Below are 25,995 nucleotides of genomic sequence, written 5' to 3' on the forward strand. Positions count from 1 at the left end.
GGGTCGGCTCAGCCGTGATGAACCTCCACAAGGATTTTCTCGATGAATCGTCGGTACTGGTCGGGGTCCAGGGCGAGGGCGTCCAGGCTGGCCCAGATCTCCTCGTACGCGGCCAGCTCGGCGGGACGGTCGAGGTAGAGCGCGCCGGTCAACGACTCGTGGTAGACGACCGACGGTTCGGGTTCGACGCGGTTGCTCGACGCGATCGTCGTCGGCGAGTACGAGCGCGCCTTCCACGGCCAGCAGCTTGAACAGTTGACTCCCACCTTGCTCAGGCATGACTTGCAGCTGTGGCTGCCGAAAACCTATGGGCCGGTGGACTTCGACAACCCGCGGCAGCTGGCGTTGCTGGACCTGCTCAGCGTGCACTCCCAGCGGGAGGTTTCCCGAGCCCGGCATCGCACGACCGCGGCCCTGCGCGCTCAGGCAGAGTTGCAGGGCCGACATCTCGGCGTCCGGCCACCCTACGGCTACCGGCTCGCCGACGCCGGCCCTCATCCGAACCGCGCCCACGCCGCCTGGGGACGGCGCCTGCACCGCTTGGAGCCCGACCCTGCCACCGCACCCCACGTCCGGTGGATCTTCGAGCAGCGGCTTGCCGGCCGGAGCGTGGCCAGCATCGCCCGCGCCCTCAACGACAACGGCGTCCCGTGCCCGTCCGGCGCCGACCCAGCGCGTAACCCCCACCGCGGCGGCTGCCAGTGGATGCTCACCACTGTCGCGGCGATCCTGTCCAACCCCCGTTACACCGGGCGGCAGGTCTGGAACCGGCAACACACCGACCGTGATGCCCTCCCTGACAATTGAGCCTTCGATCGACACCATGAGATCCAACGGTGGAGCGCCTAACTGACTGGGTCATCTCCCGCGAGATCGCGCATACTCCGCTGGTCAGCGAAGAACACTTCGTCGCCGTCCAGGCAATCCATACCGCACCGACCCCAGCCGGCGGCATTCCCCGCTGCTATTTGTTGGCCGGAGTGATCTGCTGCGGCGTGTGCGGCCGAATCATGAACTCCCACTGGGTCCACGACCGCGCCGGCTACCGATGCCGACACGGCAACACCAGCGCCCGGCCCACCTCATCGAGACGACAGAAGACCCTCTACGTCCGGGAAGACCATCTCCTGGACAGGATTCGACACGACAGCTGCCTGCGTCGGCGCCACCCGGCGATGCGCGACCAGGATCCAGACAGCGTCGCTGGCTACCTACGGCTCAACAACATGATCACCGTGTGCGACCACGACCACCGGACCATCGAAGCTGACACGGCGGTCTTCCCGCTCACCGCCCCGACGAGCGTCCTGACCCGCACAGCAAGATCCCCGCCCAATGCGCACACTGTTGGGCCAGGCCCCATAGAACGTCGTCGACTGCTGCGCAGAACCGCGGGGCACTCCGCGGGAAACAGGACGCCGCACCGGCTCTGACCTGCGGCAACGTGGAGCCGCAGGCAGGGGTGGGTGCAGCTACCCGCCGTTGGGTGCCGTTCGATGCACTTAGAGGCCGTTCAGTGCACCCTGTTGCTCCCCATCTGCTCCCCCGACCCCGTGCTCGCGACCGGGCTGCTGCCGCCGGGTTGAGATGGACGGTGCTGCACGTCGTTGGGCAAGGGATCGTGGCTGCTGGTCCCAGCAGCCTGGGCTTACGCCGACGCCCGGCGTGCCCGACCTGCTCCCACGGCCCCGGCCATCACCGGACGCCCTCACGGACGCCACGCCTCATCAGCGGCAGATCCAGACGCGTCGGAACGTTACCGGGGCGGTGCAGGCCGCCCGGTAGGTTTGCCCGCATGTCACCGATCCCGACGCCGCTGCTACCCGAAACCCGACGTGCGCTGGTCCACCGGCTGGCCACCGGTCAGGTAGCGGGTCGGGCGCCTTCGGTCGTCGCTGCCGTGGTGCGTGATGGCCGTCCTGTGTGGGTGGACGGGTGGGGAACGGTGGACGGCAGGGTGCCGGATGGCAACCTCCAATACCGGATCGGCTCGATCACCAAGACTTTCCTTGCGGTGCTGGTGCTGCGCCTGCGCGACGAGGGGCGACTCGCGCTTACCGACCCGCTGGCCGAGCACCTGCCCGGCACGGCGGCGGGCCAGGCCACGGTCGGTGCGCTTCTGGCGCACACCGCCGGGCTGATCGCTGAGGCGCCCGGCCCGTGGTGGGAACGGACCCGGGGCACGCTGCGACCCGACCTGGCCGACGTGCTGGGCGGCGATCCGCAGGTGCATCCGCCCGGACAGCGCCACCACTACTCCAACCCCGGCTATGCGCTGCTCGGCGCGCTGGTGCAACGGGTTCGGGGCCAGGCGTGGGACGAGGTGCTACGACGCGAGGTGCTGAACCCGCTCGCGATGACCCGCACCACCCTGCTGCCGATCGCACCGCACGCCACGGGCTGGGCAGTGCATCCCTGGGCCGATGTGCTCCTTGAGGAGCCCGCCGTGGACACCGGTCTGATGGCGCCTGCCGGGCAGCTGTGGTCGACCGTGACGGACCTGGCCAGGTTCGCCGCGTTCCTCATCGACGGCGACGACCGGGTGTTGCATCCGGACACCGTCGCGCAGATGCGCAACCCGGCGAGCCCACCGGAGGCGACGGACTCAGACAGCGGCTACGGGCTCGGCATGCAGCTGCTGCGCCGCGACGGCCGGCTGTTGGCCGGGCACACCGGCTCGATGCCGGGCTTCGTCGCGACCGTGTGGGTCAGCCCCGATGACGCTCTGGGCGCGGTCGTCATGGGTAACGTGACCGCTGGCCTGTCCGCCGGTACTCTCGCCGCTGATCTGCTGCAGACGGTCGCCGAGCGGGAGCCGCGCATCCCTGCGCCGTGGCGACCGCTGCCCTCAGTTGACCCACAGCTACTGGATCTCGCCGGCCCGTGGTACTGGGGGCCGGCCCCTTATGTGCTACGCCCGCAGGCCGATGGCTTCCTGGAGCTGACCCCGCTGTCCGGCGGGAGCGCCACCCGGCTGCGCCCCACCGGCGACGGTGGCTGGGAGGGGATCAACGGCTACTTCGCCGGCGAACGGCTGCAGGTGCAACGCGACGCGGCTGACGCCGTCAGCCACCTCGATCTTGGCACCTTCATCTTCACCCGGCAGCCCTACGACCCTGCGGCACCACTGCCCGGCGGCATCGACCCGGCCGGTTGGCAGGCCGGCTGACCTCACGAACGCAGCGATCTCGGCATGAGCGGACGTCACCCGATTAATGACCGGAAGCACCATGGCCGACATCTTCGGAGCCGCCGAGGAGGTCTCCCAGCAAGAAGCCCTGGTCAGAAGGTTGCTGGTGGGATTTGAGTCTCAGCTTCCCAGTAAGCTCACGGCAACGCTTCAGACCGATATACAGAACTTGCAAGCGTGGCGTTAGGCGGCCCGAGATGCCGGCCGGCGCTGGCCATCCCGGGAACAGTGACGCCTGACCACTTCGACCTCTACTGGGAGGTCAACCGCTCCGGAGCGCACCATCCGCTGATCACCAGGCCACGCTCGGCGACTAGCCGCTGCATCGCGCCGGCCACGCAGATGCCAGCGTTCGCGGCGGTCAACCGCAGGTTCCACCTCATGACAAGAGTCCTTCGAGCCGGGCGGCGCCGCTCTGCTGCCCGGCGATCCAGGCGTCTTCCACGTGGCTCTGCAGCAGATGCTCTGGCGACGTCGGTTATTCCAACTGTCCGAATACCCCTGTCTATCGAGTCGACGACGGCGTCTCTCCCTCGTCGGGTTCGAGGATGATGCGGGCGATCTCGTCGATGGGCGCTGCGGGGAGATGCCAGGTTGGTGTGAAGTCGTCGGGCAGTGTGGTGCCGACGTAGATCGAGATTCGGGCTGCGCGAAGCATCGGCACGTCATTTGGAGTGTCACCCACGGCCGCGATTTGCTCGGGGAGAACGTCGAGGGCGTCGGCGTATTCGGCGAGCAGGGTGGGTTTGGTTGCCGGGAAGACGTGGCGGTACCCGCCGTTTCCGTCGGGTTCGGTGCCGAAGTGTGCGTTGACGCCGAGGCGGCCGGCGAAGTAGGCGACGTTGGGGGCGTGGGTGAGGGACGCGATGATCGTAACGATGCCGGCCGTGTGCAGTGCGGTGATGCCCTCGATCGCGCCGGGCGCCAGCGGGATGTCGGCGAGCACCGCGTCCATGTCGTCGATGCTGAGGTGCTGGAGGTACTCCCAAATTCCGAGGCGCGCCGCGATGAGCTCCTGTTCAGTGCGCGACTGTTCCCAGACCGACATCTGAGCGGCAAATCCGAACGCATCGGCAATGGCCTCCATGCACGTTTGCCCCCGGGTGAGGGTGCCATCAAGGTCGAAGGCGACCAGCCGAATACCGGCCGGCGCGTCGGCATGATCCCGTTGATCAGGGCCAGTGTGTTGGTATGGCATCAACTCTCCGAATCAGGTGTTGTTCCGGCGGTTGACATCGGCGGCGTAGCAGGTCCAGTCGCCGCCGCTCGCGCGTTGCCAGGCGACGGCGACGGCGATCTCGCACTCACCGTCCAAGACGCCGCCTGCCTCGTCATGATCGCCGAACAGACTCAAGCATGGATTGTGGACGCGAGCTGTGTAGAGGCCGGGCCGGGCAGCAGGTTGCAGGCGGCGATGGCGGCCTCGAACTCCTGCGCCTGCAACCACCCACGGTCCTCGACGCACAGCTTGCGCAGCAATGCGATGTGCGCGGGTGGCCCGCCGAAACCCACACAGCCGATCCGGCCCCACTCGCGCAGGACGGTCCCCAGACCGACCGGTGGCCGCTCGGGCGGCACTCAAGTGCCCGCCGGCTGGAACAGCTCGACCGGGTTGCCGGCAGGGTCGTCCAGCACGATCTGTCGGCCGCCCGGCCCGGTGACGACCTCGCTGCGGAACACGACGCCGGCGGCGCGCAACCGGGCCACCTCGGTGTCGATGTCGCCGACGAGCAGGTGGATGCGGTTCCAGCCACCGGGCTGCGGCCGGCGCCCGTTCGGCAGAGGACGGCCTGCCGAACTCGCCGGGCCGGACAACAGCAGTCGCAGGCTTCCTCGCCGCACTTCGGCGAAGGCGGGCAGGAACGCAGTGTTCGGCGTGAAGCCGAGGTGGGTGGTGTAGAAGTCGATCGCGGCGTGGACGTCGTCCACCAGATAGCGGACGTGCACCGTGCCGTCGGCGGGTCCGTTCATGACGCCTCCTGGTCCTTAAGGGCGGGCGATGGTGTGCAGCAGGAAGGCGATTCGCCCGGCGATCTCGTCCGCGGCCCTTGTGAAGGCGGGCAACCCGGCCGGGTCACCGGCCGGGTTGGGGATGCTCCAATGCGCCCGCCGCGGCTGGTCGGGGAACGTGGGGCAGACTTCTTTGACCCGATCGCAGAGGGTGATCACTCGGTCGAAGCGGCGGCCGGTGAACTCGTCGAGGTGTTTGGGCCGCGCGCCGGTGAGGTCGATGCCCCGGTCAGCCATGACGGCCACTGCATGCGGGTGGATCGGCTTGGGGTGGCTGCCGGCACTGACGGCCTCGACCGAGCCGGCGGTGCGGTCGCGCAGGATCGCCTCGGCCATCTGTGACCGGGAGCTGTTGCCGGTGCAAAGGAACAGCACGTTCCCGGCGACGGCATCGGCGGGCACCGGCGGGGTCAGCCGCAACGCGGGATGCAATGCGGCTCCGGTGCCGGCCAGCAGGTCAGAGCAGCGGGCCAGATCGAGCGAGTAGTAGGTGTCGCGCCCGTCGGCGCTGCTGCGCCGCGCGGTCACCAAAGCGGCCTCACGCAGTTTGCCCAGGTGGTACGACACCAGGTTCTGCGGTTGGCCGAGCACGGTCGTCAGCTCATGAACAGCCAGGTCGCTGCGGGCCAGCTCGCCCAAGAGCCGCCAGCGCAGCGGGTGCCCTGCTGCGGTCAGGAACGGCGGCGCCTTCATGCCCGGCAGATTACATCAAATCTGTTTGATGCAATAGCTGTTACTGGTGGCCGGGGGCTACCAGGCCGGCCTCGTAGGCGAGGATGACGAGCTGGGCGCGGTCGCGGGCGTGCAGCTTCGTCATGGCGCGGTTGATGTGGGTCTTCGCGGTCGTCGGGCTGATCGACATCCGGGCGGCGATCTGGTCGTTGGACAGGCCCTGGGCGACCAGGGCGACGGCCTCACGTTCCCGGCTGGTCAGCTCGCTCAGCACCCTGCCGGCGTCCAGGTGCTGCGGCTGGGTCACGTACCGGTCGATCAGCTTGCGGGTGATCGACGGTGCGAGCCACGCGCGGCGACGCGGACGGCGTGCAGGAAGTCCTCCGGCTCGATGTCCTTGACGAGGAAACCGGCGGCGCCCGCGCGCAACGCGTTGAAGACGTACTCGTCCAGGCCGTAGTTGGTCAGGACCACCACGTGCACCACAGACAGTGCGGGATCCGTGGCGAAGCGCCGGGTCGCTCGATGCCGTCGACGATCGGCATCTGGATGTCCATGAGTGCGACGTCGGGGCGCAGATCCGCGGTCAGCGCCACGCCCCGCAGACCGTCGGCGGCCTCGCCCACCACCTCGATGTCGTCTTCGAAGTCGAGCAGGGCTCGGAACCCGCTACGGATCAGCGGCTGGTCGCCGACCAGCAACACACGGATCATCGGATACGGCCCACCGGAATGTCGGCGTGGACACTGAATCCGCCCTCGCCGCGCGGCTCGGCACGGCGCTCACCGCCGAGCCCTGCCACCCGTTCACGCATCGCGCCGCTGCTGGCGGTGGAGCGGAGTCTCGATCCGATGACTGGGACGTGCCCACGCCCAGGTGATCAGACACTTCGCCGCAGGCGCCACAGCAGGCGCCCGCCGCGCGGCACATGATCACGGCGACGCCGATCAGGCAGATCACCCGCGCCGGGTTGAACGACGATCGTGACGTCCGTCCGCTTAGCCGGAGTCGGCGCAGAGCTGGGATATCAAGGCGGTGCGGGCCCACTCTTCCCACGTGTCCGGTGACCAATCGCGGTCACGGACGAAGATCAGGTAGAGCTGCGGGCTGAGCAGGCCGAACAGCAGGTCCGCCGCCTTCTCGATGGAGAGGCCGGGACGGATGTCGGGCTTACTGACCAAGGCTTCCGCTGCTGCGTACTGCACTGTGTAGCGCGGGTCGGGGCCGTCCGGCCACTGTGCGGCGATCTCAGGGTCGGTGGCTGCGGCAGCTGCGATCAGCGGCATGATCGGGGCGACCCGGCCCAGGATCTCGCGGGTGCCGTGGACGTGCGCGCGTAGTTGCCCGGCCGCGGTGGGCTCGGCGCACGCGGCGCGAAACCACTCACGATCCATGGTGGCGACCGGCTCCGTGTCCCCGGCGATGGACGTGTCGACGACGTCCTTGAACAGCGTGCGCTTGTTGCGGAAGACGAAGTAGACCGTCTGGACGGCCACGCCCGCCCGGTCCGCGACCTCCTGCAGGCTCGTCGCCCCGTAACCCTGCGCGACGAACAGCTCGCGAGCCGCCTCGACGACCTTTTCACGGGTGCGGCGTGAACGCTCGGCTCGCTTGTCCGGCCGCTTGACCTCGTCCATATCGCGAGTCTAACTTTAGAGCATGTCACTAGAGTTCGACTCTAACTTCTTGGAGGAGACAATGGACCAGCCCCACGCCACCCAGAAGCCGCATCCGGACCTGGCCTCGACGCAGCGAGACCCGGAGGAGGAGTCCGTCCACCGCGCACTGGAGGGCTACTACCGCACCGGCAAGCCACCGTGGGACACCGGCGTGACGCCACCCGAACTGGTCGACCTGGTAGAGGGGCACGGCGCGCTGCCGCCCGGCCGCGCCCTCGAACTCGGCTGCGGCACGGGGACCAACGCCACCTACCTCGCACGCCACGGCTGGGAGGTGGCCGCCGTCGACCTGATCGACCGCGCCGTCGACCAGGCCACGGAGAAGGCTGCGGCGGCGGGAGTGGCAGTACGGGTCCTCCACGGAGACGCCACCCGCCTCGACGAGCTGAACGTGCCGGGCCCCTTCGACCTGTTCTTCGATCTGAGCTGCTACTGCGGAATCCCGCTACACCGCCGCGACGCCTACGCCGCCGGGCTCACCCACCGCGCCGCTCCCGGAGCACGGTTGCTGATGTTCGGGTACGGCCCCGAGCCGCTCGGCAATCCGATCCCCGAAGTCACGTCGTGGGCGGCAGGCGTCACAGCCGACGAGCTCCGCGCCAGGTTCCCCGGCTGGGAACTAATCGACGTCACACCAGGCACCAACTCGGTGCCGACCTTCTGGTTCACGCTGCGCCGCGACGCCTAGCAGTCTCCGGTCGCGGGTTTCTCTGGGTTTATGCCAAGTCTCACGCCGCCCGAGCAAGTCGAGCTTGGGCGGCGCAGTGGTCAACGTGCCGGGTGATGGCCCTGAGCGCCGCTCGTAGTCCAGGTGACGTCTGGGGCTGCATCGGTCGCGCGTGCCGCCGACTCGCCAGTCGGTCCGCGGTGCGGCAGTTGCGGCCGGGGCTCCAGCGGCTGAAGCCCGATTCACCTGAACGGCGAATCAGCTGTTCGTTGAGGTCGCGGACGAAGCCATCATCGATAAGCCGGAAGGTAGGCACCTGTCGGCATTCCGTACAGCTCGAATCGCGAAGAGTCAGCGGCGACGGCAGCGTGTCGCAGGGTGTGGACGTGCAGGCCTACGAGCGGGCGGTGGCAGGCACGTCGCGACTATTCGCGGTCTGGCCTGGCAATTACTCCAGCGACCTGTTCGCGATCGACGACCTCGACGCGTACGCCGTGCAGTCGGGATAGTTCACGACCAGGAGCGCACCGGCCTCGCCGAGCACGAGCATCAGATCCGCTGGCAGCCCGCCGACCTGGACTCGAACGGCCGCGCCGCCTACATCTACGTGGTCGTGCATTTCGAGTGTGGCTGCGCCATCCGCGACCTGCGCGCGTTCGCCGATCAGATGCGCGCCCAGCGGGGCTGGGACGTGGCCACCTCCTCCGGGTGGAGCGGCAGCGGCGACCGCTTCACCGTGCAGGTACGCCGCCGAAGCCTCAGCGCGTAAACCCCGCGCGCACCGCCGCATTACTTCATTGCTTTGGGAGACGGCTCATGACCTCCGGACACAGTTGATGCCGTGTTCGCACGGTCCAAGGCGGCGGGGGATGCACCACGAGCAGGCCGTCGGCGGAGCTGGCGGCCAGGAGCACCCGATCGCCGGCGGCCAGCCCACACCAGTGCCGGACGGCCGCCGGCAGGTGCAGATGGCCCTGGCCGCTGACGGTGAAGACGACCTGTCGGTCCAGCCGGATGACGATGGCTCCGGAGCGGACCTTTCGCGACGAGTACCCGCTCGCTGCGATGAACGAGCTATTCGGCGTTCAAACCGTCTGGTGACGCCCGGTCGGCGGCAGATCCGGAAGCCTGCAGTCCGCATGTGCGCCCGCAGGACCTGCTTGTATGGCCTTGCCACACGTTGTTCGAGCGGGCCCGCTATTCGCGGCCGACCCAAGTGGCGATACATGCCTCGTTGCCCTCGGCGTCGGCCAGCACCCACCACATCGGCGCATGCGCTGCGGAAATCACGCGGCCCCCGGCGGCCAGGGCAGCGGCGATGCGGTCCTCAGCTTGATCATGCGGGACGGCGATGTCGATGTGCATACGGTTGCGCTGCGATCGCGGCGCCGCCATGCATTGCAGCCCGAAGCCCGGACCCCGCCGCGCCGGATCAGCAAGGTAATCGTCACCGATCTGTCGATAACCGAGCAGCGCCCGCCAGAACGGCAGCACGTCGGCGCTCACCAGAGCGTCCAGGGTGATGTTGATGAGCTGCACGGCAGTGGGATCGGCGGTGATGCCAAGCTCGAGGGCAGCTGCCGATATCCGTCGGGCCAGTGAGACGTCGCGCCGGGACAGCGACACGGTGACACCCGCATGACGCAGGTCCACGTTGAGGTACTCCTGTTCGTCGCGGCCGGCGATCCGACCGATCTCGTCGACGAACGCGATCCCCGCCGATAGGGAGCCGGTCCGGAAGTGGGCCGAGACCAGGTGGTAGAGACAACGCCAGTCCTCGACACCGTCGGCCGCATGGAAACGCCCGGCAGTGATCTGCCCCGTCGTGGGTGCGAACCTAACACCGACGGCCGAACGTATACCCACTGTGGCTTGGCGACCTCGGGAGACGGCCCGATACGGGATCCGCTCATCGGCAGTTCAGGATGCCGGGTGCCACGGAACTCCGAACACCGAGCATGACGACTCGTCGTGTGCCTGCGCGCACTGTCTGCGGCATGAGAGTCCGTGGCGTGGATGCGCCGCGCATGATTGCTTGCTGCCCCTGGCCGATCTCGGGAACACTGGACTCATGACAAGTCAAGTCAATGCTGATGGGCATGAGTATTTTGCATTGCGGACGTTCCGTCAGGATGGGTCATCGGTGTCGACGCCGGTCTGGCTGGCGTCAGCCGGAGGGAACCTCTACGCGTATACACCCGGCCGCTCCTGGAAAGTGAGGCGGATCCGGCGGAACTCGAAGGTCGAGGTGGCGCCGTCCAACTTTGCCGGTGAACCTAACGACCGGTGGCGACCGGGCCACGCGCGGGTACTCTCCGCGTCGGAGTTGCGCATTGCCAAGCGCGCGATGACCGCAAAGTACGGAAACAAATTCCGTTGGTTCACGGTCGTGACGCTGGTCGGTCGCCTCCGCAAGCACGGCGGGCGGGCTGTCGGACTCGAGATCAGCCTCGACTCGGTGTAGCACCGGGCCAATGTAGAGGTTGGACGAGCCAGAGAATTTCCGTGGCAAGCAAGTCTATGCGGCACTCACTACGACGTACTTCTTTTCGACATGAGCGGACACCGCCCCCGCCTCTGCGGAGAACGTCAACGCTGACTCCTTCGGATCCGCCGAAGAGGTCGCCCGCCTGAAGGGGCTGGTCAGGGCAATGCCCGTGCGATCGGCGTCTCAGATGACGAAACCGCGGCGCACTCCATCAAACTCATTCGCGACGCTCCACATCGCTCTGCAGCACCGCGGCCTCCGCGCCGCGACCGCCGGAGTACTCTCACATCAGGTGCGCCGGGAAGTCTGGTCGGCAGGTCATGTCGTGCTGCGGCTCTGGAGGCACCGATGGGCGTTTCTGCCCTACGCACCGAGAATCTGTCCAAGCGGTACGGGCGGCTACTCGCCCTCGATGACCTCACCCTCGACGTCGCGGCGGGCGAGGTGTTCGGGTTCCTCGGCCCCAACGGCGCCGGGAAATCAACCACGATCCGGCTGCTGCTCGGCCTTGCCCGACCCACCTCCGGACGGGCGTGGATCTTCGACACCGACGCCGCGGACGTCGCCGCCGCCCACCGGAGGCTCGCCTACGTGCCGGCGGATGTGGCGCTGTGGCCACGGATGACCGGTGCCGAGGTGCTGGACCTGCTCGCCCGCATAGGCCCCGGCACGGACACCGCCTACCGCGACGAGCTCATCCAACGGTTCGCGCTGGATGTGTCCAAACCGGCCGGCACCTACTCGACGGGCAACCGGCAGAAGGTCGCTCTGATCGCGGCGTTCGCCACCCGGGCGCCCCTGCTGGTGCTAGACGAGCCAACCAGCGGCCTGGACCCGCTCATGGAACTGCAGTTCCGGCAGGCCGTCGGTGTCGCCCGCGACAACGGGCAGACGGTGTTCCTCAGCTCCCACCAACTCGCCGAGGTCGAGGCCGTCTGCGACCGCGTCGGCATCCTGCGCGCCGGCGAACTAGTAGAGGTGGCGTCCGTCGCGCAGCTGCGCCGACTGCACCACACCGAGGTGGTCGCGACGTTCACCGGCGCGCCACCGGACCTCACCGGCGTCCACGGCGTCCATGGCCTGCACGCAGACGGCGCCGCGACCGTGCGGTTCACCCTGAGCGGCTCCCCCGCCGCGGCGCTGCGCGCCCTGGCCGACGCTGATGTGGCGACGATCGTCGTCCGGGAGCAGAGCCTGGAAGAGATTTTCCTCGCCTACTACGGGCAGAACGCCCGATGATCTCGACTGCGGCGGCAGCACCTCGCCCGGAGCGTGTGCTGAGAGGGCTCGTGGTGCGCCAGGTGTGCCGTGGTGCCCTGATCGTGACCGCTGTGTGCGCGGGCTTGTCCGCCCTGGTCCTGGTCGGCTACCACAGTGAGGCACTGGATCCGGCCGCCCTGGCGGCGCTGGCCCGAAACCCCGCGATCCGCACCCTGTTCGGCGAACCGGTCGCGCTCGACCAAGCGGGCGGGTTCACGGTCTGGCGTACGGGCACCGTCCTGGCCGTCCTTCTCGGTGTGTGGGCGATGCTGGCCGCCACCCGAATCACCCGCGGGGAGGAGGACGCTGGCCGGTGGAGTCTGTTGCTGTCCGGCCGCATCACCCTTCCCGGGGCTGTCCGCCAGCACCTCGGTGTCCTGGCCGTTGTCACGGTCCTCGTTGGAGCGGCGACCGCAGCGGCGATGATCGCTGCGGGCGTAGACGTCACGGGTTCGGTGTTGCACGGCAGCGGCCTCGCTGTCGTCGGGCTCTTCTTCGTCGCCGTCGGGGGCGTCACCGCGCAGATGTTCACCAGCCGGTCGGCGGCCAACGGTGCCGCAGCCGCGGTCCTGGTCGTCGGGCTACTTATGCGGATGGTCGGCGACGGTGTGCCCGCTCTGGCCTGGCTTCGGTGGCTGTCCCCGTTCGGGCTCTTGGCGCTGACCCGCCCGTTCGACGTCAATCGAGGGCTGCCGGTGTCGGTGCTGGCGTTCGCCGCGGTGCTGCTACTGGCCCTCGCCGGTCGGCTCGCAGCGCGGCGTGACGTCGGCGCGGCAATTCTTGCTACGGCCGGCAGCCGTCCGGCGCGTACCGCGTTGCTCGGTTCGGTGCCGGCCTTCGCAATACGGCGCACGATGCGACCGTTGGCCGCATGGTCGGCCGGGATCGGCGCGTACTTCCTGCTCCTGGGCCTGATCGCCCGGTCCATGACCGAATTCCTGACCGGCAACCCCGAGTTCGCGGCGATGGCGGCCCAAGCTGGCTTCCCGGCGCTCGGCACGGTCGAGGGCTACGCGGCCACCCTGTACGCGCTGCTGGCCGTTCCGGTCGGGGTGTTCGGCGCCGTGCGGCTCGCCGCCGTCGCCGCGGACGAAAATGCCCGGCGGCTCACCCTGCTGCTGGCCGCACCGGTAACCCGGCTGCGGCTGTTGGCCGCTGAAGCGGCCGTCGCTGGCTGCGCCGCGCTGGTCCTGATCACGGCCGCGGGCCTCGCCATGTGGGCCGGCACGGCCACCGTCCATGCCGGCCTCACGGTCGGCGATGCCCTCGCCGGGGCCTGGAACGTCGTGCCGGTCGTACTGCTCTGTCTGGGAGCTGCCGTCCTGGCGCTCGGATGGGCGCCGCGCGCCGTCGCGGCGATCGGCGCTCTGCCGGCCGCCGCCGGGTTCCTGTGGCAGGTCATTGCCGACAGCATCGACGCGCCCTCCTGGATCCACGCGTTGTCCCCGTTCGCGCACCTGGCCGCGGTGCCGGCCACCGCACCGGCCTGGCTCGCAGCGTCGGTGTTGGCCGGCATCGCCGCGGCAGGAGCGGTCGCCGGCAAGTTCGGCTACCGTCGCCGTGACCTGCGAGCGTGAGTGGGGTCGCCGTCGCAACCGCCGTTCACTGGTCCAATGGGCGCAGCCGGTTGTTGACGTCGTGCACTCCCGGAGTGCTCCAGGCGCGAGCTTGGGCCGCCGCGCTCACGTCAGCGCACGTGACCATGCCCTCCAGGATGACCACGCGGTTCTGCACTTCGATGCAGATGCGTTCGTGACGCAACCGGGGAGCCCGCTGCATACGTTCAAGCAGTTGGCAGGCCAGCCGGGCATCATCAGAGGCCGGCCCGGTCTGGAACAGCGATGGAGAGCCGTCGGGAAAGAACCAGGGGACGTAGGTCATCGTGCCTCCTCACGGGTGCTTCGGTGTTCCGGTGGCTCGTGTCCGGCCGCCGAACCACCGGTCGGGGGTAGCCGGAACTCAGCGTTGGGTCGGGGGCACCCGGGTACGAAGCGGCCATCTCGAACGGCGGCTGCCGTACTAGGCACTCGAGGCATGTCCGCGATGCCACCGGACGAGCCTTAGTGTCGATAGTCCCGCGATCAGAAAGAGCGCGGCGAGCGCAGCCCATCCGGCCGTTCCATGTTCGATCGCGGTCGTGGTTACTACTAGTGGTGCGAGCATGGTGCCCACAGCCATACCGGCCTGGCTAACACCTTGGTAGGCGCCGGCGCTGGCCGGGTCGGCGAGCTCGAAGGCGAGCGTCCAACCGCCGGCCTCGGAGAGGATCTCGGCAAAGCTGTGCGCGATGGTCGCGAGCATCAGCGCCACAATCATGACTGCGACAGCGCCGTGAGCGGCCGCGGCGTACAGCCCGCAGGCCATTGCGAGCAACGTGCCGGCTTGGGCGACCGCCCGTCCGGCCGAGTAGAGGGTGTGCGCACCGCGAGCCGCCCAGACTTGCAGCAAAGAAACGATGACTGTGTTCAACGCCAGGAGCGCTGGCACGGTCACCGTCGGCGCCTTAGTCCAACCGGCGACCCAGAGCGGTACCCCCACCGTCAGCATGCCAAACTGCATGGTCATGACGGCATAGAGGCAGGTCGCCGTCAGATAAGTACGGTCCAAGAACGGCGACCGACCCCAAGCCTGCCTCTGGGGGCGGTCGACAGGCTCGGCTATGCCGCGTACTCGGCTCAGCGGGAGCGCGGAAACGAGCAGCAGCGCTGATGTGGTGAGCATCGCCAGCATGTACGCCGGTCTCGTGCCGATCGCGAGGGCGACGGCCGCTAGCGCGGTTCCCGCGGCGATGGAGACGTTGGTGACCACGCGCAGCCGGGCGCGTACCTCAATGCGGTCTCGCCCCGTGAACGACTCCGCGATCATGGTCGCCAGCGCTGTGCGCTGCATGGCCTGTTGACCAACTGCGGCGCACGCGACGATCACGAAGGCGGATGGTGTGCGCACCACGAGATAGGAAGCCAGCGCCAAGCCCTGGCCAGCGGTCACGGCCAACAACACCCTGCGTGCGCCGAACGTACGGGCTAGGTAACCTGCGCCCAGCGCGGCGCCGACGCCGGCAACGCCGGCGATCGTCAAGCCGTACCCGACATTGGTCGCGGTGAAGCCGGCGACCTGGGTGAAGAACAACACGCTGACGCTGAAGAAGACTCCCTTGGACAGGGAGGCGGCCACCGTCGCCCAGGTCAGCGCCCGGGCGACGGAGTCGACCGGACACAGGTAGCGCCGGATCCCGCCGGCCACGGGGCGTTTTGCGACAAGGTACATGCCGACAGTTGTCGCAGCGGGCGAGGACGCGCACCATTGATGTAGTGTTTTGCTTCATGGTCAGGTATGAGTTAGTCGGGTTGGACCTGGCTGATGTCCGGTTCGCAGTATCCCCGTTGAACGAGATGGTCCTGTCCTTGCGTGCCTGGCGCGATCCAGGACGATTTCCGCTACACCTGCGTTGGCTGCATGCACTGGAGGACGTGCGCGACAGCCTCGATGGCTCCGTGCTGCTTGCGCTAACCAACGCCCGGCTTTGGACACCTGACTTCCTCAACCCGCGCCCCTACTCGCCTTTGACCCGCATCGACGAGGAGTTGGCAGATCTGGTCGACACTGACCCGGCTGTCGTCCAGCGAGACCTACAAGCGGTCCACGGCGCGCCACTGCCCGCCCCGCTGCGTGGCCCCGCCCTACAGGTACTCGCCCGGATCATCGACGCACTTAGCGAGTACTGGCGGCGCTGTTTTGAACCGCATTGGCCACGGATGCGCGCACTACTGGAAGGCGATGTCACCTTCCGCGGTCGGCAAATCGCCCAACATGGGCTCGCGAGGATGTTTTCCGATCTGTCGAACACTGTCAGGCTCGTCGGCAGCGCAGTTGAAGTCCAACTGCGATCGGATCTCGACTATACGAGAACGACCACAGGCGGACTCACGCTCGTACCGACACTGTGGACAACCAACGCCTCAACACCCATCTCAGCCGCTGAAGCGCCGATGATCCTCTACAGTGCGCGCGGAGTGGCCACCCTCTGGGAGCCGCAGTCCCTACAGGCCCCCGGCGCCCTCAGCGGTCTCCTCGGCGCAACCCGGGCCGGTCTGCTCATCCAGTTGGGCACGCCCAGCTCCTCGACCGAACTGGCAGCCCGCCTCGGCGTCACCACCACAGCCGTCAACCAGCACCTCCGGGCGATGCGCACAGGCGGACTACTCGTCAGCGCCAGACACGGCCGAGCCATGCTCTATCGCCGCTCCGATCTCGGCGACCTGTTGGCCGGAGTGGGGTAAGGCCAGGCACTCTCTCGGAAGCAGCTCTAGCAGGGTGGGCCTTTGGCTACGCCACTCTCATGCTGTTTGGCAGTCAGGCGCGGCCGTGGCTACAAATCGTGGGCAATGCATTCTCCCAGCTCACGCCACATCTGGTCGAGGCGGTTCGAATACCACAGCGCCCACGAGATCTACACGGCCGGGAACAAGCACGCCACCCCCGACAAGATCTACAAGGCGTCGACGGACGTGGTCAACGCCTTCGCGAAGCTGGATGTCGCCGTGATGTCAGGCGACGGGTCGACCGCGCAGGTGATCGCGGTGACGTCCGCGGCTGGCGGCAGCCGGACCGCGTCGAGCAGGGCGGTCCACGAGCTGCGGCCGGTCTCCAGGGCGGCGACGATCGAGTACGGCCAGCCCGGGATCATCCGCGTCCCTACCGCGACCATAGGTGTGGCAGAACGAGCGCTGCGGACTGCAGTTTCCCGTCCGGACGCAGCCACGGCGAGACGTCCACCGCGAGGACCAGGCGGCCGTCCGCCGCCCGTGGTAACGGCAACTCGAGTCAGGTGCGATGATCGACATATGGGTCGCTGGAAGATCGCTAGTGGGATTTGAGTCTCAGCTCCCGGGATCCATATCAACAGCAGCACGGACGGCCCAGAGCGGTACGTCGATGGGGCCGACCCTCTTCACTGGGCGACTGAGGGCTCCACGCCGACAGCCGGCACCGGCCAGGTGGGGAGCAGCGAAGGTTGACCTCTTCGATCTTCTCTGGGAGTTCACGCCGGACCGCTCCTCCGCATCACCACAGGTCAACGCCTGCGGTCCTGTCCAGGATCGGTGAGCACTTCGGGCGCGCTGACCACTTCGCCACCTGCACCCGATCTGCTCCCAGTTGCAAGGCCGGGCCACCTGGCGGCTCCTTACCGCCTTGACCTACGCATACCCCCTGCCAGGGGAAATCGAGTGCTCTCGACTGCTGCGCAAAGTCGCGGAGCACTCCGCTGTGAAACAGGACGCTGCACCCACTCTGACCTGCAGAAACGAGAAGCGGCAGGTGGGGGCAAGCGCAGTTGAGCGCCGTCGTGCGCTATTGGATGCAGTTCAACGCCGTTCAGGACACCTGGCTGCTCCCACCCTGCTCCCCCGATCCCGGGCCCGTCGCCCTGGCGTCGCCCAGGCGCCTTGGGGCTCCGCTTCGGCACGTCTTCACCGAGCAGTGCGAGGCCGACGTTAGGTCAACACGACCGGGGCGCCGAAGCGCGGCGCGCACGGTCGGCGGCATGAGCGCACACCGGACTACGCGGGTTCAATGGACCGGCAGCGTCAGCGCTGCCTAACGGATATGTCTTTGGTAAGGGAGTTGGTTCCGTCAGGGCTGGCAAGTGGCACCGACTGGTATCCCTCGCTGTGGTAAAGGTCGATGTTCCGCAGACTTTTGCTGCCGGTGACCAGCAGGATGCGACGGCAGTCGGGTTCGGCGGCGGCTTCGGCGGTGTGCAGCAGCCACCGGCCCAGCCCCTGGCCTCGCAGGTCAGGCACGACGGCGAGCCGACCCAGGTGCCAGTCGGCGTCGATGCGACGGGTCCGCACCATGCCCAGCAGTCGGCCGTCAAGCCAGATGCCCGTGGTGTGCCAGGTCGCCAGCCACTCGCGCACCTCCTCCGGCGACTCGTGCAGGGCCGGTATGGCCATGGTTTCGTTGACGACGGCCTCGTCCACCCAGCAGCACCGCTGCAGCACGGTGACCTGGGGCGCGTCGTCGGGGGTCAGCCGTCTCGCGTAGGACCCTGGCAGCGGGCCGGGCAGGGCCCCGGCTTGTGCGCGTTCGCGCAGTGGCCGTAGGGCGTGGGCGACCCGGACCAGTTCGTCCAGCAGGCCGATACCCGTCGTGTCGCGGGCCGCGTCGGGCCGCAGTCGCCCATTCTCCGTTGCGTCACCGATACGGATCGCGATCGTGGCGCCCAGCGGAACCAGGCGCAGCGTGGTCACCACCTGTTTGGCGTGCTGAACCGACCGGGTGCCCGCCGACGTGTGGCCGTAGCTGACGAAACCGATCGGCTTCCATGCCCATTCGCGGCTGAGGTAGTCCAGCGCGTTCTTCAGGGTCGCTGGCATTCCGTAGTTGTACTCCGGCGTGACCGCGATGAACCCGTCCGCCGCGTCGACGATCGCACTCCAGCGACGTGTGTGCTCATGCTGGTAGACACCCGACGACGGATGTTCCTCTTCGTCGAGGAACGGCAGGTTCAGATCGCCGAGGGCCACCGGTACAAGCTCGACGCCGAGTTCCACGGCACGAGAGGTGATCGTTTCGATCAGCCACTGTCCCACCAGGGGGCCGAGGGCGCCTGGGCGGGTGCTGCACACCAGTACAAGGACACGGACCGGTTTCGTTGACATGGAAACGAAGTATAGGTGCTAGATTGATTACATGTCAACGAAGCCGCCGGCCAGGACCGTACGCTGGTTGAACCCTGACGAGGAGCGGGCGTGGCGGGCGTTCCTGCGCGTAGTGGTCGCCGTCCAGACCGGCACGGCGCGCGATCTGGCCGCGATCGGGCTCTCCGAACCCGACTACGAGGTACTGAGTACGCTGTCGGAGCGGCCCGCTCACACCAGCACCCTGGGGGAACAGGCCGACAAGATGGGCTGGTCACGCAGCCGGCTGTCCCGGCACGCCACCCGGATGGAGACGCGCGGTCTCTTGAGGCGCACACCCGACCCGACCGACGGCAGAGGCTGCTTCCTCGTCCTCACCGCGCAAGGTCTGGACGCACTGGAAAACGCCGCACCGGCCCACGTCGAGTCGGTACGACGCCGCTTCATCGACCGGCTCGCCCCAGAAGACCTCATCGCCATCGAACAGATCGCCCGGAGGCTGCAAGAGCCCCAAGCCGGCGACGATCGACCACCCAAACGGCACCCGTCGGCATGACCGCCGATGCGTAAACACACTCATCTCGGCATGTGGGGACGCCGCACTACTGCCTCCTCGGGGGGCGCCAACGCTGACGCCTTCGGGTCCGCCGAAGAGGTCACCGAGCAGAGAGCCCTGCCCAACGCATTGCCGGCGGGATTGATGTTCCAGGTGTTAGGACGGATGCCGCCCGCCTGACAGCGACGCACAGAGACAACATCGATCAGCTCTTTCCAGCGGTGATCCGTTCGGATGGCCGGCACGAATCGGCGAGGCCGTCGAATCCATAGAGCCTGAAGCTTGACCACTTCGTGCTCTCCGGGGGTGGCGGGCCCGCAAGTTGAGAGCGGTGATCTTGGGTAGTGCTCACTGGATGGTTGAGTCCAATGCTCCGTTTGCGCTGCCGAAGCAGCCTGCGGGTCTGGTCGGTCAGCGGACTGAGGCCTGTCTTCTCGGCTGCATGGGCGGCCGACGGTCTCGACCAGCCGCCGGCCGCCCATGCTCACCCAACGGGCCCGCCGGGTGCTATGCGAATGTGTACGGCGTCAGGTACTCGGGGAGCAGAATCTCGGAGCGTGGCGCGGCCCGGCGCACAGCGGCGAGGAACAGGTCGAGGCGTTCCTTGTCTTTGAGTGTGGTCGTCGGCGGGTTGTGTAGCTCGACCTCGAAGTTGTCCCAGTGCACGGGCACGATGGTGGCCGGGTGGTCCAGGGCGGCGAGTAGGCGTGGGACGTACTCGTGGACGGCGTCGCTGGCTGGCACTGCGATCATGGCCACGTCGGGGGCCAGGCCTCGCAGGTTGTGCTGGACGAAGTCGCTTGCGCCCATGAAGAACACCGATGGTCCGCCCCGTGGCGTCACCTGGTAGGCGAGGGTGTCGCCTTCTGGCAGATCCTGGATCGTTTCTGGCTTGGCCGGCACGGCCACTCGGACGCCGGGGTAGGCCATCGAGTATGAGACGTTGCGGCTGTGCAGCGACGCGATCACTTTCACGGTGTGGTCGCCGAAGTCGAGGAACTCGCCGCCTTTGACCGGGCTGAGCTGCGATGCGGGCAGCCCGTATGCAGAGCCAAGGTGGTAGGCGGTGAGTGTGCCGAAGACTCTGGCGCCGGACTGGGCTGCGATATGTGGTACGTCGCTGAAGTGGTCCCAGTGTGTGTGCGTCACGAGGATCGTTCGCGGGGTTCCGGGATGCTCGGCGATGCGTGTGGTGTCGATGGTCAGTGCGGTGGCCGGGTTGAACGGCGGCTCGAACAGCCCGGTCTTGAACCTGCTCAGGTACGGGTCGATCAACAGTGTGGTTTCGCCGATGTCGATTCGCCAGCCGGAGGTGCCCAGCCAGCGGAACGTCGCGGCAGATTCCGTTCCGCGTTTACGCGCCGGCGCTGCGGACACGGCGGGGGGCGCGATGACGGGGGTGGCGGCCACGGTGGCCAGGGCAGCGGTGGCGGTGGCGCCCAGGAAGCGGCGGCGGTCGAGGTTCGATGCGCTCATGTAAGTTTTCTTCCTTCTGCTGACTAGCGGGTCAGTTCGGCAAGGGCGGCTTTGCTGGCCTCGACGATCAGCGCGTTGTCGTACTTGGCGTCCTTTCCGTCCCGGCTGGACATGATCGCGAGCGCGATGGGCGCGCCGTTGGTCGGCCAGATCACGGCGATGTCGTTGCGAGTGCCGTACGAAGCGGCCCCGGTCTTGTCGCCGACCATCCAGCCGGCCGGGACGCCGGCGCGGATGAGTTCGGCGCCCGTGGTGTTGCCGCGCAGCCATCGGGTCAGCAGGGCCTGGTCATCGTCGGCGAGCGCGTCGCCGAGCACGTACTTCTGCAGGTCGGTGGCGAAGGCGCGCGGGGTGCTGGTGTCGCGAATGTCGCCGGGGACTGCCTCGTTGAGCATCGGCTCCTCACGCTCGACCTCGGTGACCTGATCGCCGATCGCCCGCAGGTCCTGCTCCAGCTGTTGAGGGCCGCCGAGCGCATCGAAGATCAAATTAGCGGCGGTGTTGTCGCCGTACCGGACGATCGCGTCGAGCAGGTCGCGGAGCGTCATGCCATCTTGCACGTGCTTCTCCGTGATCGGCGAGTACGGCACGAGATCGGAGCTGGTGTAGGAGATCCTGCGGTCGAGCTGCTCGGGGGTGGTTCTTGCCAGCAGCGCGCCGGCGGCCAGCGCCTTGACCGTCGACGCGTAGGCGAACCGCTCGTCGGCCCGGTGCTCGATCGAACGCCCGGTGCCGGTGTCGATGGCGTAGATCCCGAGCCGGGCGCCGAACTGCGTCTCAAGCCGGGTGAACTCGGCGGCGACAGCTGTCGGTGGTCCAGCCGAGGCGGTGACCTCGGCCGAGGGGGCGGCAGCAGGCTCGCCTGCTTGGCAGGCGCTGACCAGTCCGCACGCGAGCCCGACGGCCAGAGCCGCGGCGAGGCACCGGGCGCCGCGGCGTGTGGGGCTGAACTTCATCATGGCTTCCGTTCGTCGATCGGGCGGCCGCGCCGGTCGGGCGGCCGCTGGCGAACAGGAGCCTCGCATCTGGCAGCTGATGCCGTCTAAGACAGAAGTGTCGGAATCGATGCTGATTTGGCATAGGCTCTGTCGCCATGGACGTAGTCGCGGCCTGTAAGGCATTTGTAGCCGTCAGTGGAAACGGCAGTTTCACCGACGGAGCCGCTGCGGCACGGATTCCGCAGTCCGTGGCCAGCAGACGGGTCGCCGCGCTGGAAGCGCACTTCGGATCCCGGCTGTTCGAGCGGTCATCGCGCAACGTCGTCCTGACACCGTTCGGCCAGGACATGCTGCCCTCGGCCCGGCGGCTGGTCGAACTCGCGGAGGCGATGGAGCACAACGCCGAACGCGCCAAGCTGCGTCCCTTCCGGATGGCAGTGCCCACGATCTGCCCCCCGCGGCTGCTCGCCCGCCTCATCACCGATGCCAGACGTCACGACCTGAACCTCGACCTGCACCCCGCCAAGCCGGGCGAGCGCGCGGAACTCGCCCGCACCCTCGCTGTCCGGGCTGCCCTGGTCGCGGTTCCACCGGACGAGGCGACCTGGCGGGTGCCATTGGGACTGGGCGCCGCCGCTGATCCAGGTGTCCCGGCGATCCACGTGGAGACATTGCGAGCTGGCCGGGCCGAGCGCCAGGCGCACCGTCGACGGATTTGGATCCAGCCGGAGGACGACGTGCCACACATCCGCGATCGGATCATCCGGCTGCGCGACGCCGTCGGCCTTCAGCCGGCGCAGGTGAAGGTGGCGCAGTCGCTGGTCGCCGCCACCGCCGAGGTGCTTAGCTCGACCGACCTGCTGCTCAGTTCTCGCTTCCAGGCCGCCGACCTCGGCCTGCACTGGCGGCCGATTGGCGAACTGGAGCTGGTCCGGGCCTATGACGTCACGGCGGGGTCGCGCGAGGACGCGCAGCGGATCCGAACTCTGCTGCCCGGCGCGATCGGGCGATGCATCGGGCTGTCAAGCGACGAAGTTTCGAGTGCCGCCGGGAGCCGTCAATGGGAATGACCACGGTGTTGCGCGCCGCCCGCGAGGCGCTGGATGACGGCGGTCTGCGCGGATCATTCCTGGTGCGAGACCTTGATACCGGTGACGAGATCGGGATCGACGCCGACCTGGAGTTCCCGGTCGCCTCGCTCATCAAGATCCCGCTTGCGGTCGCGACGCTCGAACGGATCGCCCGGGACGAGCTCGATCCAGCTACCCAGATCGTCGTGCAACCCGGGCGGATCGCCACGCCCGGACCGACCGGCCTGTCCAAGTTTCGACACCCAGCCACGGTGGCCCTCGACGACCTGCTCTACCTCAGCACCGCCATCAGCGATGGGACCGCGGCCGACGCCCTGCTCGCCCTGACCCCGCCCGCCGCGGTCACCGCGCAGCTGCGGCGGCTCGGTTATGGCGGCATCACGATCCGCCACCTCACCCGGGACCTCACCGAAACGCCAGCGGAGCGATTCGCGCCGTCGGAGACGCATCTGGCCCACTCCCTCGCCATCGCGGCGGCGACACCGGGACAGGGGCAGCCGGTGGCCTCGCTGGACATCAGCCGAGCGAACACCGGATCCGCTCGCGCGCTCGTCGACCTGCTGCAAGGGTTGTGGCGGCCGACGATGATCCAACCGGCCGTCGCGGCCCGAGTCCGCGAGCTGATGGCCGACAGCGTGCAGCGACACCGGCTGGCGCCGGACTTCGCCTCCGACGCGTCCCGCTGGTCCTCGAAGACCGGAACCCTGCTCAACCTCCGACACGAGATCGGGGTGGTAGAGCACGCCGACGGGCAGACGTTCGCTGTCGCCGCCCTGACCGAATCCCGAGTGCCGGCCGCTGTCCAGCCCGCCGCCGAAGCGCTCATGGCCCAGGTGGCACGAACGCTGCGAGACCAGCTGCGGTGGCACTGAGCCGTGCTGGCTCACGCGCATCCGCTCGAGCGAAGGGTTGAGGGTCAGCCGCCCGGGCAGCGGTTGTCGCCGCCGCTCCAGCATCGCAGACTGTGATTCCCACCGGGCTTCGCCATGTGCGAGAAGCAGCGCTCGAAGGAGACGTCGTCCTTTCGGCGGCGTTTCTGAGCACCCTCAAGAACCTTCACACTCTTCAGCTGTGGTGGCGCAAACCGCCAGGTGAACTGGTCAACGCCGTCGGGCTCGCCGAACTGAACGCGCATCAGAGGCGTACGTCGGTCTGTTGTCCCGGCGTTGAAGGCACGTTATCGCGGCACAGCGGTCCGTTTGGTCGTCCTCGGCGCGAAGCCCGACACTTGGCTCGCCGCGAGTCTGAGCAACCCCTTCCGCGACTGGGTCGACGACCATGCCCGTGGCGGAGCGATCGCCTGTAAAGCGTATGCCAGCGCTGTGCGGGCGATCGACAGGCTCCCTCCGCCCAGCTCCGACCGCGTCGCTGAGGCGCAGAAGATTCTGAAAACGCTGGTTGACAGGCTCAACGCGGTACTTGAGTCTCCAGCAGGGGGAGACCCGAAGGTGGGGACATGAACGGCCACACGCTCCACTCGATCGGCCAGCTGGCCCGGCAGACTGGTACCTCGGTGAAGACCATCCGGTTCTACTCCGACTGCGGACTCATACCGCCCGCTGACCGCAGCCCGGCCGGCTATCGCCTTTACGAAAACGGTGCCGTCGCACGCCTGGATTTTGTGCGAACGCTGCGCGACCTGGGACTGGACCTTACGGCCATCCGGGCAGTCATGATCCCGGGAACTCGCGCTATCGGAGGTGGACGCGGCACATGCCGACGCGTTGGACGTGCAGATCCGAATCCTGCGGCTGCGGCATGCACTGCTGACCGCCGTGGCGGAGCGTGGAGCTACCCCTGGGAGACACATCTGATGCACAAACTGGCCAAGCTCTCTGAAGCCAAACGCCAACAGCTGGTCGGTGACTTCCTCGACGCCTCCTTCGGTGGTGTGGATACCGGCTCCATATTTGCGGGGATCACGCGCTCGATGACCCCGGAACTGCCGGACGACAACGACCCTCGCAGAGAGCGGTACCTCTCACTGCTTGCGGTGGTCATTGGCTGGCCGGGGCCGCAGAGCCTGCCGCCGGTGCTCGACTGGGCCGTCCATGCTCTGCAGCCTCGGATACAGGGATGATCGGGCAGCCGCGGCAGGGCATGAACCAGTTATCGCCGAGGTCGGATCAGGGGCATGCTGCATCTGATCCGGCAGTGAACACTCCCGTCATACTCACATCCCCCGCGTCGCCGACCGCTCCCGCTCTTGTCCTTCGCCCCTGGCACGCGGAAGACGTTGCTGCGCTGGTTGAGGTGTACCGGGACCCCGAGCTGCGGCGTTGGACGAACGCGCGTGTGGAGAGTGAGGATGACGGACTGGGATGGGTGCGGGCTCAGGAGCAGGGTTGGGAGGCAGGCGACCGGTTCGCCTTCGCAGTTTTTGAAACAGCCCTTGACGCGGCGCCGCCGCGGTTGGTGGGCAACGTGGTAATCAAGGAAGTCGCATCCGGCAAGCCTTCCGCCGAGGTCGGTTACTGGACCGCAGCACGGGCTCGCGGGCGAGGCGTGGCCTCACGAGCGCTGAAGACTCTTACCACCTGGTCCTTCGATGCTTTCCGAGCAGATGGTCTGGAGTGCCTCGATCTCCTCCATCAGGTCGACAACCTGGCCTCCTGCCGCGTCGCCGAGAAGAACGGCTACCAGTTCGACAGGATCCTGCCGTCGGTCCCTCCCTCCTACCCTCTCGATGGTCATCTGCACATACTGCGCGCAACTGCCTGACCCCGTCCGTTGACACCTGCCAACGCTTCTTCTCTACCTGGCAAGCGGCGCACACTCCCGGTAGGTGCGACACATAGAACCACGCCTACGCGTCGACGCCGACGTCCTCCGGGACGCGCGGGCCACGGAGGGGGTGCAGCCCAGCCCCTCGCCCGGCCCGCGGGCCGGGAAGTTGCACCATGGCTTTGTCGGTCAGTAGTGCTCTGACCGGGAAGGTTCACCGGGTTGCCGTTCGCGGCGCGGGCCTTGCGGGCGGTTGGCTGTGACGACATCCAATCTGATGCGTGGAGGTGCGGTGGCAGAGCCGGTCAAGGTCCGCAGCCTGACCGACCAAGAAGGGCAGAAGCTTCAACAGATCGTGTGTCGGGGCAGCACCAGCACGGTGCGCTACCGGCGGGTGATGATGGTCCTGGCCTCGGCCGGAGCAGTCCGACAACCGACAACATTTGCGACCTCCACGGGAGCGACGAAACAACGACCCAGGGCTCCTCTGCGCTTCGGTTCCGCCGCCGCAGGCGCTCGTCGCCATCACCCGCAGCTGCGCAGCCCACGGGATAATCTGCCCCGCCCCACCCCGACCGGAGGTCATCTCAGTGTTACCTG

The 25,995-nt window shown here is 67.9% G+C and carries 29 protein-coding genes and 2 pseudogenes; 15 read left to right on the forward strand and 16 right to left on the reverse strand.

Annotation, left to right across the window (positions count from 1 at the left end; translation table 11 throughout):
* Nucleotides 1-8 precede the first annotated feature (8 nt).
* Entirely contained in the window at nt 9-266 is a 258-nt protein-coding gene (locus ACQRWP_RS16835; RefSeq protein WP_430495939.1) for a Scr1 family TA system antitoxin-like transcriptional regulator, read from the reverse strand.
* Between ACQRWP_RS16835 and ACQRWP_RS16840 the strand changes: the two genes are divergently transcribed.
* From ACQRWP_RS16840 to ACQRWP_RS16850, 3 genes are all read left to right on the forward strand, one after another.
* A complete protein-coding gene (locus ACQRWP_RS16840) occupies nt 193-807 on the forward strand; it encodes a recombinase family protein (protein WP_430495941.1) in 615 nt (204 codons plus the stop codon). The genes ACQRWP_RS16835 and ACQRWP_RS16840 overlap by 74 nt on opposite strands.
* A 173-nt stretch (nt 808-980) precedes the next feature.
* On the forward strand, nt 981-1,433 hold the full coding sequence (locus ACQRWP_RS16845) for a hypothetical protein (protein ID WP_430503209.1): 453 nt from the start codon (nt 981-983) through the stop codon (nt 1,431-1,433).
* Between the two features lie 362 nt (nt 1,434-1,795).
* Nucleotides 1,796-3,169 carry a serine hydrolase domain-containing protein gene (locus tag ACQRWP_RS16850; protein ID WP_430495943.1) on the forward strand — a complete coding sequence of 458 codons (1,374 nt, stop codon included), beginning with the start codon at nt 1,796-1,798 and terminating at the stop codon, nt 3,167-3,169.
* A gap of 272 nt (nt 3,170-3,441) precedes the next feature.
* On the opposite strand, the gene ACQRWP_RS16855 is transcribed toward ACQRWP_RS16850, so the two are convergent.
* From ACQRWP_RS16855 to ACQRWP_RS16890, 8 genes and pseudogenes are all read right to left on the reverse strand, one after another.
* Complete coding sequence (locus tag ACQRWP_RS16855; RefSeq protein ID WP_430495944.1) at nt 3,442-3,573, reverse strand: hypothetical protein; 132 nt, start codon at nt 3,571-3,573, stop codon at nt 3,442-3,444.
* 122 nt (nt 3,574-3,695) lie between these two features.
* Complete coding sequence (locus ACQRWP_RS16860) at nt 3,696-4,388, reverse strand: HAD family hydrolase (protein ID WP_430495946.1); 693 nt, start codon at nt 4,386-4,388, stop codon at nt 3,696-3,698.
* A gap of 12 nt (nt 4,389-4,400) precedes the next feature.
* Complete coding sequence (locus tag ACQRWP_RS16865) at nt 4,401-4,544, reverse strand: hypothetical protein (protein WP_430495948.1); 144 nt, start codon at nt 4,542-4,544, stop codon at nt 4,401-4,403.
* Nucleotides 4,541-4,768, reverse strand: coding sequence for a chromate transporter (locus tag ACQRWP_RS16870; protein ID WP_430495950.1), 228 nt, complete (start codon nt 4,766-4,768; stop codon nt 4,541-4,543). Before ACQRWP_RS16870 ends, ACQRWP_RS16865 begins: the two co-directional genes overlap by 4 nt.
* On the reverse strand, nt 4,769-5,161 hold the full coding sequence (locus ACQRWP_RS16875; RefSeq protein WP_430495951.1) for a VOC family protein: 393 nt from the start codon (nt 5,159-5,161) through the stop codon (nt 4,769-4,771). It abuts the gene before it with no gap.
* 15 nt (nt 5,162-5,176) lie between these two features.
* Nucleotides 5,177-5,893: a MarR family transcriptional regulator gene (locus ACQRWP_RS16880; RefSeq protein ID WP_430495953.1), complete on the reverse strand. Its 717-nt coding sequence runs from the start codon at nt 5,891-5,893 to the stop codon at nt 5,177-5,179.
* A 40-nt stretch (nt 5,894-5,933) separates the two neighbouring features.
* Nucleotides 5,934-6,585, reverse strand: a pseudogene (locus tag ACQRWP_RS16885) (response regulator).
* Nucleotides 6,586-6,870: 285 nt separating this feature from the next.
* Nucleotides 6,871-7,509, reverse strand: a complete 639-nt coding sequence (locus tag ACQRWP_RS16890; RefSeq protein ID WP_430495954.1) for a TetR/AcrR family transcriptional regulator — start codon at nt 7,507-7,509, stop codon at nt 6,871-6,873.
* A 61-nt stretch (nt 7,510-7,570) separates the two neighbouring features.
* Between ACQRWP_RS16890 and ACQRWP_RS16895 the strand changes: the two genes are divergently transcribed.
* The 3 genes from ACQRWP_RS16895 (at nt 7,571) to ACQRWP_RS16905 (ending at nt 8,987) form a co-directional block, all read left to right on the forward strand.
* Nucleotides 7,571-8,239: a class I SAM-dependent methyltransferase gene (locus tag ACQRWP_RS16895; RefSeq protein WP_430495956.1), complete on the forward strand. Its 669-nt coding sequence runs from the start codon at nt 7,571-7,573 to the stop codon at nt 8,237-8,239.
* Nucleotides 8,240-8,604: 365 nt separating this feature from the next.
* The gene (locus ACQRWP_RS16900; RefSeq protein ID WP_430495958.1) at nt 8,605-8,727 is read left to right on the forward strand and encodes a hypothetical protein; all 123 of its coding nucleotides are present in this window, start codon (nt 8,605-8,607) and stop codon (nt 8,725-8,727) included.
* A 98-nt stretch (nt 8,728-8,825) separates the two neighbouring features.
* Nucleotides 8,826-8,987, forward strand: coding sequence for a hypothetical protein (locus tag ACQRWP_RS16905; protein WP_430495960.1), 162 nt, complete (start codon nt 8,826-8,828; stop codon nt 8,985-8,987).
* Between the two features lie 428 nt (nt 8,988-9,415).
* Here the strand turns inward: ACQRWP_RS16905 and ACQRWP_RS16910 are convergent, their stop codons facing one another.
* Nucleotides 9,416-10,084 carry a VOC family protein gene (locus ACQRWP_RS16910; RefSeq protein WP_430495962.1) on the reverse strand — a complete coding sequence of 223 codons (669 nt, stop codon included), beginning with the start codon at nt 10,082-10,084 and terminating at the stop codon, nt 9,416-9,418.
* A gap of 205 nt (nt 10,085-10,289) precedes the next feature.
* Between ACQRWP_RS16910 and ACQRWP_RS16915 the strand changes: the two genes are divergently transcribed.
* The 3 genes from ACQRWP_RS16915 to ACQRWP_RS16925 all read left to right on the forward strand — a co-directional run bounded on the left by ACQRWP_RS16915 (nt 10,290) and on the right by ACQRWP_RS16925 (nt 13,543).
* Nucleotides 10,290-10,682 (forward strand): PPOX class F420-dependent oxidoreductase, encoded by a 393-nt coding sequence (locus tag ACQRWP_RS16915; protein ID WP_430495963.1) that lies wholly within the window; start codon nt 10,290-10,292, stop codon nt 10,680-10,682.
* A 372-nt stretch (nt 10,683-11,054) separates the two neighbouring features.
* Nucleotides 11,055-11,945: an ABC transporter ATP-binding protein gene (locus ACQRWP_RS16920; protein ID WP_430495965.1), complete on the forward strand. Its 891-nt coding sequence runs from the start codon at nt 11,055-11,057 to the stop codon at nt 11,943-11,945.
* A gap of 83 nt (nt 11,946-12,028) precedes the next feature.
* Nucleotides 12,029-13,543 (forward strand): hypothetical protein, encoded by a 1,515-nt coding sequence (locus tag ACQRWP_RS16925; protein WP_430495967.1) that lies wholly within the window; start codon nt 12,029-12,031, stop codon nt 13,541-13,543.
* A 25-nt stretch (nt 13,544-13,568) separates the two neighbouring features.
* Here the strand turns inward: ACQRWP_RS16925 and ACQRWP_RS16930 are convergent, their stop codons facing one another.
* On the reverse strand, nt 13,569-13,847 hold the full coding sequence (locus ACQRWP_RS16930) for a BON domain-containing protein (protein ID WP_430495969.1): 279 nt from the start codon (nt 13,845-13,847) through the stop codon (nt 13,569-13,571).
* A gap of 138 nt (nt 13,848-13,985) precedes the next feature.
* Nucleotides 13,986-15,233, reverse strand: coding sequence for an MFS transporter (locus tag ACQRWP_RS16935; protein WP_430495970.1), 1,248 nt, complete (start codon nt 15,231-15,233; stop codon nt 13,986-13,988).
* Nucleotides 15,234-15,289: 56 nt separating this feature from the next.
* On the opposite strand from ACQRWP_RS16935, the gene ACQRWP_RS16940 reads away from it, so the two are divergent.
* Nucleotides 15,290-16,246 carry a transcriptional regulator gene (locus tag ACQRWP_RS16940; protein ID WP_430495972.1) on the forward strand — a complete coding sequence of 319 codons (957 nt, stop codon included), beginning with the start codon at nt 15,290-15,292 and terminating at the stop codon, nt 16,244-16,246.
* 290 nt (nt 16,247-16,536) lie between these two features.
* Here ACQRWP_RS16940 and ACQRWP_RS16945 read toward each other — a convergent pair.
* A pseudogene (locus ACQRWP_RS16945) lies at nt 16,537-16,784 on the reverse strand (transposase); the annotation flags it as partial.
* A 770-nt stretch (nt 16,785-17,554) separates the two neighbouring features.
* The gene (locus ACQRWP_RS16950; RefSeq protein WP_430495973.1) at nt 17,555-18,631 is read right to left on the reverse strand and encodes a GNAT family N-acetyltransferase; all 1,077 of its coding nucleotides are present in this window, start codon (nt 18,629-18,631) and stop codon (nt 17,555-17,557) included.
* 31 nt (nt 18,632-18,662) lie between these two features.
* Between ACQRWP_RS16950 and ACQRWP_RS16955 the strand changes: the two genes are divergently transcribed.
* The gene (locus ACQRWP_RS16955; protein WP_430495975.1) at nt 18,663-19,166 is read left to right on the forward strand and encodes a MarR family winged helix-turn-helix transcriptional regulator; all 504 of its coding nucleotides are present in this window, start codon (nt 18,663-18,665) and stop codon (nt 19,164-19,166) included.
* A gap of 507 nt (nt 19,167-19,673) precedes the next feature.
* On the opposite strand, the gene ACQRWP_RS16960 is transcribed toward ACQRWP_RS16955, so the two are convergent.
* Entirely contained in the window at nt 19,674-20,576 is a 903-nt protein-coding gene (locus tag ACQRWP_RS16960) for an MBL fold metallo-hydrolase (protein ID WP_430495976.1), read from the reverse strand.
* Nucleotides 20,577-20,665: 89 nt separating this feature from the next.
* On the reverse strand, nt 20,666-21,598 hold the full coding sequence (bla, locus tag ACQRWP_RS16965; RefSeq protein ID WP_430503210.1) for a class A beta-lactamase: 933 nt from the start codon (nt 21,596-21,598) through the stop codon (nt 20,666-20,668).
* A 137-nt stretch (nt 21,599-21,735) separates the two neighbouring features.
* On the opposite strand from bla, the gene ACQRWP_RS16970 reads away from it, so the two are divergent.
* The 4 genes from ACQRWP_RS16970 (at nt 21,736) to ACQRWP_RS16985 (ending at nt 25,392) form a co-directional block, all read left to right on the forward strand.
* Nucleotides 21,736-22,650 (forward strand): LysR family transcriptional regulator, encoded by a 915-nt coding sequence (locus ACQRWP_RS16970; RefSeq protein WP_430495977.1) that lies wholly within the window; start codon nt 21,736-21,738, stop codon nt 22,648-22,650.
* Nucleotides 22,641-23,543: a serine hydrolase gene (locus tag ACQRWP_RS16975; protein ID WP_430495978.1), complete on the forward strand. Its 903-nt coding sequence runs from the start codon at nt 22,641-22,643 to the stop codon at nt 23,541-23,543. Before ACQRWP_RS16970 ends, ACQRWP_RS16975 begins: the two co-directional genes overlap by 10 nt.
* Before the next feature lie 584 nt (nt 23,544-24,127).
* Nucleotides 24,128-24,751 carry a MerR family transcriptional regulator gene (locus ACQRWP_RS16980; protein ID WP_430495979.1) on the forward strand — a complete coding sequence of 208 codons (624 nt, stop codon included), beginning with the start codon at nt 24,128-24,130 and terminating at the stop codon, nt 24,749-24,751.
* Nucleotides 24,748-25,392 (forward strand): GNAT family N-acetyltransferase, encoded by a 645-nt coding sequence (locus tag ACQRWP_RS16985; RefSeq protein ID WP_430495981.1) that lies wholly within the window; start codon nt 24,748-24,750, stop codon nt 25,390-25,392. The genes ACQRWP_RS16980 and ACQRWP_RS16985 overlap by 4 nt, the downstream gene beginning before the upstream one ends.
* Nucleotides 25,393-25,995: the final 603 nt, after the last annotated feature.

Source organism: Micromonospora trifolii (assembly GCF_050516465.1).
Taxonomy (GTDB): domain Bacteria; phylum Actinomycetota; class Actinomycetes; order Mycobacteriales; family Micromonosporaceae; genus Micromonospora; species Micromonospora trifolii.

Excerpts from the sequence above, each read along its gene's own strand:
- ACQRWP_RS16850 (WP_430495943.1), top strand. The coding sequence starts at position 1,796 with ATGTCACCGATCCCGACGCCGCTGCTACCCGAAACCCGACGTGCGCTG.
- ACQRWP_RS16855 (WP_430495944.1), bottom strand. The coding sequence starts at position 3,573 with ATGAGGTGGAACCTGCGGTTGACCGCCGCGAACGCTGGCATCTGCGTG.
- ACQRWP_RS16860 (WP_430495946.1), bottom strand. The coding sequence starts at position 4,388 with ATGCCATACCAACACACTGGCCCTGATCAACGGGATCATGCCGACGCG.
- ACQRWP_RS16875 (WP_430495951.1), bottom strand. The coding sequence starts at position 5,161 with ATGAACGGACCCGCCGACGGCACGGTGCACGTCCGCTATCTGGTGGAC.
- ACQRWP_RS16880 (WP_430495953.1), bottom strand. The coding sequence starts at position 5,893 with ATGAAGGCGCCGCCGTTCCTGACCGCAGCAGGGCACCCGCTGCGCTGG.
- ACQRWP_RS16890 (WP_430495954.1), bottom strand. The coding sequence starts at position 7,509 with ATGGACGAGGTCAAGCGGCCGGACAAGCGAGCCGAGCGTTCACGCCGC.
- ACQRWP_RS16895 (WP_430495956.1), top strand. The coding sequence starts at position 7,571 with ATGGACCAGCCCCACGCCACCCAGAAGCCGCATCCGGACCTGGCCTCG.
- ACQRWP_RS16915 (WP_430495963.1), top strand. The coding sequence starts at position 10,290 with ATGACAAGTCAAGTCAATGCTGATGGGCATGAGTATTTTGCATTGCGG.
- ACQRWP_RS16920 (WP_430495965.1), top strand. The coding sequence starts at position 11,055 with ATGGGCGTTTCTGCCCTACGCACCGAGAATCTGTCCAAGCGGTACGGG.
- ACQRWP_RS16930 (WP_430495969.1), bottom strand. The coding sequence starts at position 13,847 with ATGACCTACGTCCCCTGGTTCTTTCCCGACGGCTCTCCATCGCTGTTC.
- ACQRWP_RS16935 (WP_430495970.1), bottom strand. The coding sequence starts at position 15,233 with ATGTACCTTGTCGCAAAACGCCCCGTGGCCGGCGGGATCCGGCGCTAC.
- ACQRWP_RS16940 (WP_430495972.1), top strand. The coding sequence starts at position 15,290 with ATGGTCAGGTATGAGTTAGTCGGGTTGGACCTGGCTGATGTCCGGTTC.
- ACQRWP_RS16950 (WP_430495973.1), bottom strand. The coding sequence starts at position 18,631 with ATGTCAACGAAACCGGTCCGTGTCCTTGTACTGGTGTGCAGCACCCGC.
- ACQRWP_RS16955 (WP_430495975.1), top strand. The coding sequence starts at position 18,663 with ATGTCAACGAAGCCGCCGGCCAGGACCGTACGCTGGTTGAACCCTGAC.
- bla (WP_430503210.1), bottom strand. The coding sequence starts at position 21,598 with ATGAAGTTCAGCCCCACACGCCGCGGCGCCCGGTGCCTCGCCGCGGCT.
- ACQRWP_RS16970 (WP_430495977.1), top strand. The coding sequence starts at position 21,736 with ATGGACGTAGTCGCGGCCTGTAAGGCATTTGTAGCCGTCAGTGGAAAC.
- ACQRWP_RS16975 (WP_430495978.1), top strand. The coding sequence starts at position 22,641 with ATGGGAATGACCACGGTGTTGCGCGCCGCCCGCGAGGCGCTGGATGAC.
- ACQRWP_RS16980 (WP_430495979.1), top strand. The coding sequence starts at position 24,128 with ATGAACGGCCACACGCTCCACTCGATCGGCCAGCTGGCCCGGCAGACT.
- ACQRWP_RS16985 (WP_430495981.1), top strand. The coding sequence starts at position 24,748 with ATGATCGGGCAGCCGCGGCAGGGCATGAACCAGTTATCGCCGAGGTCG.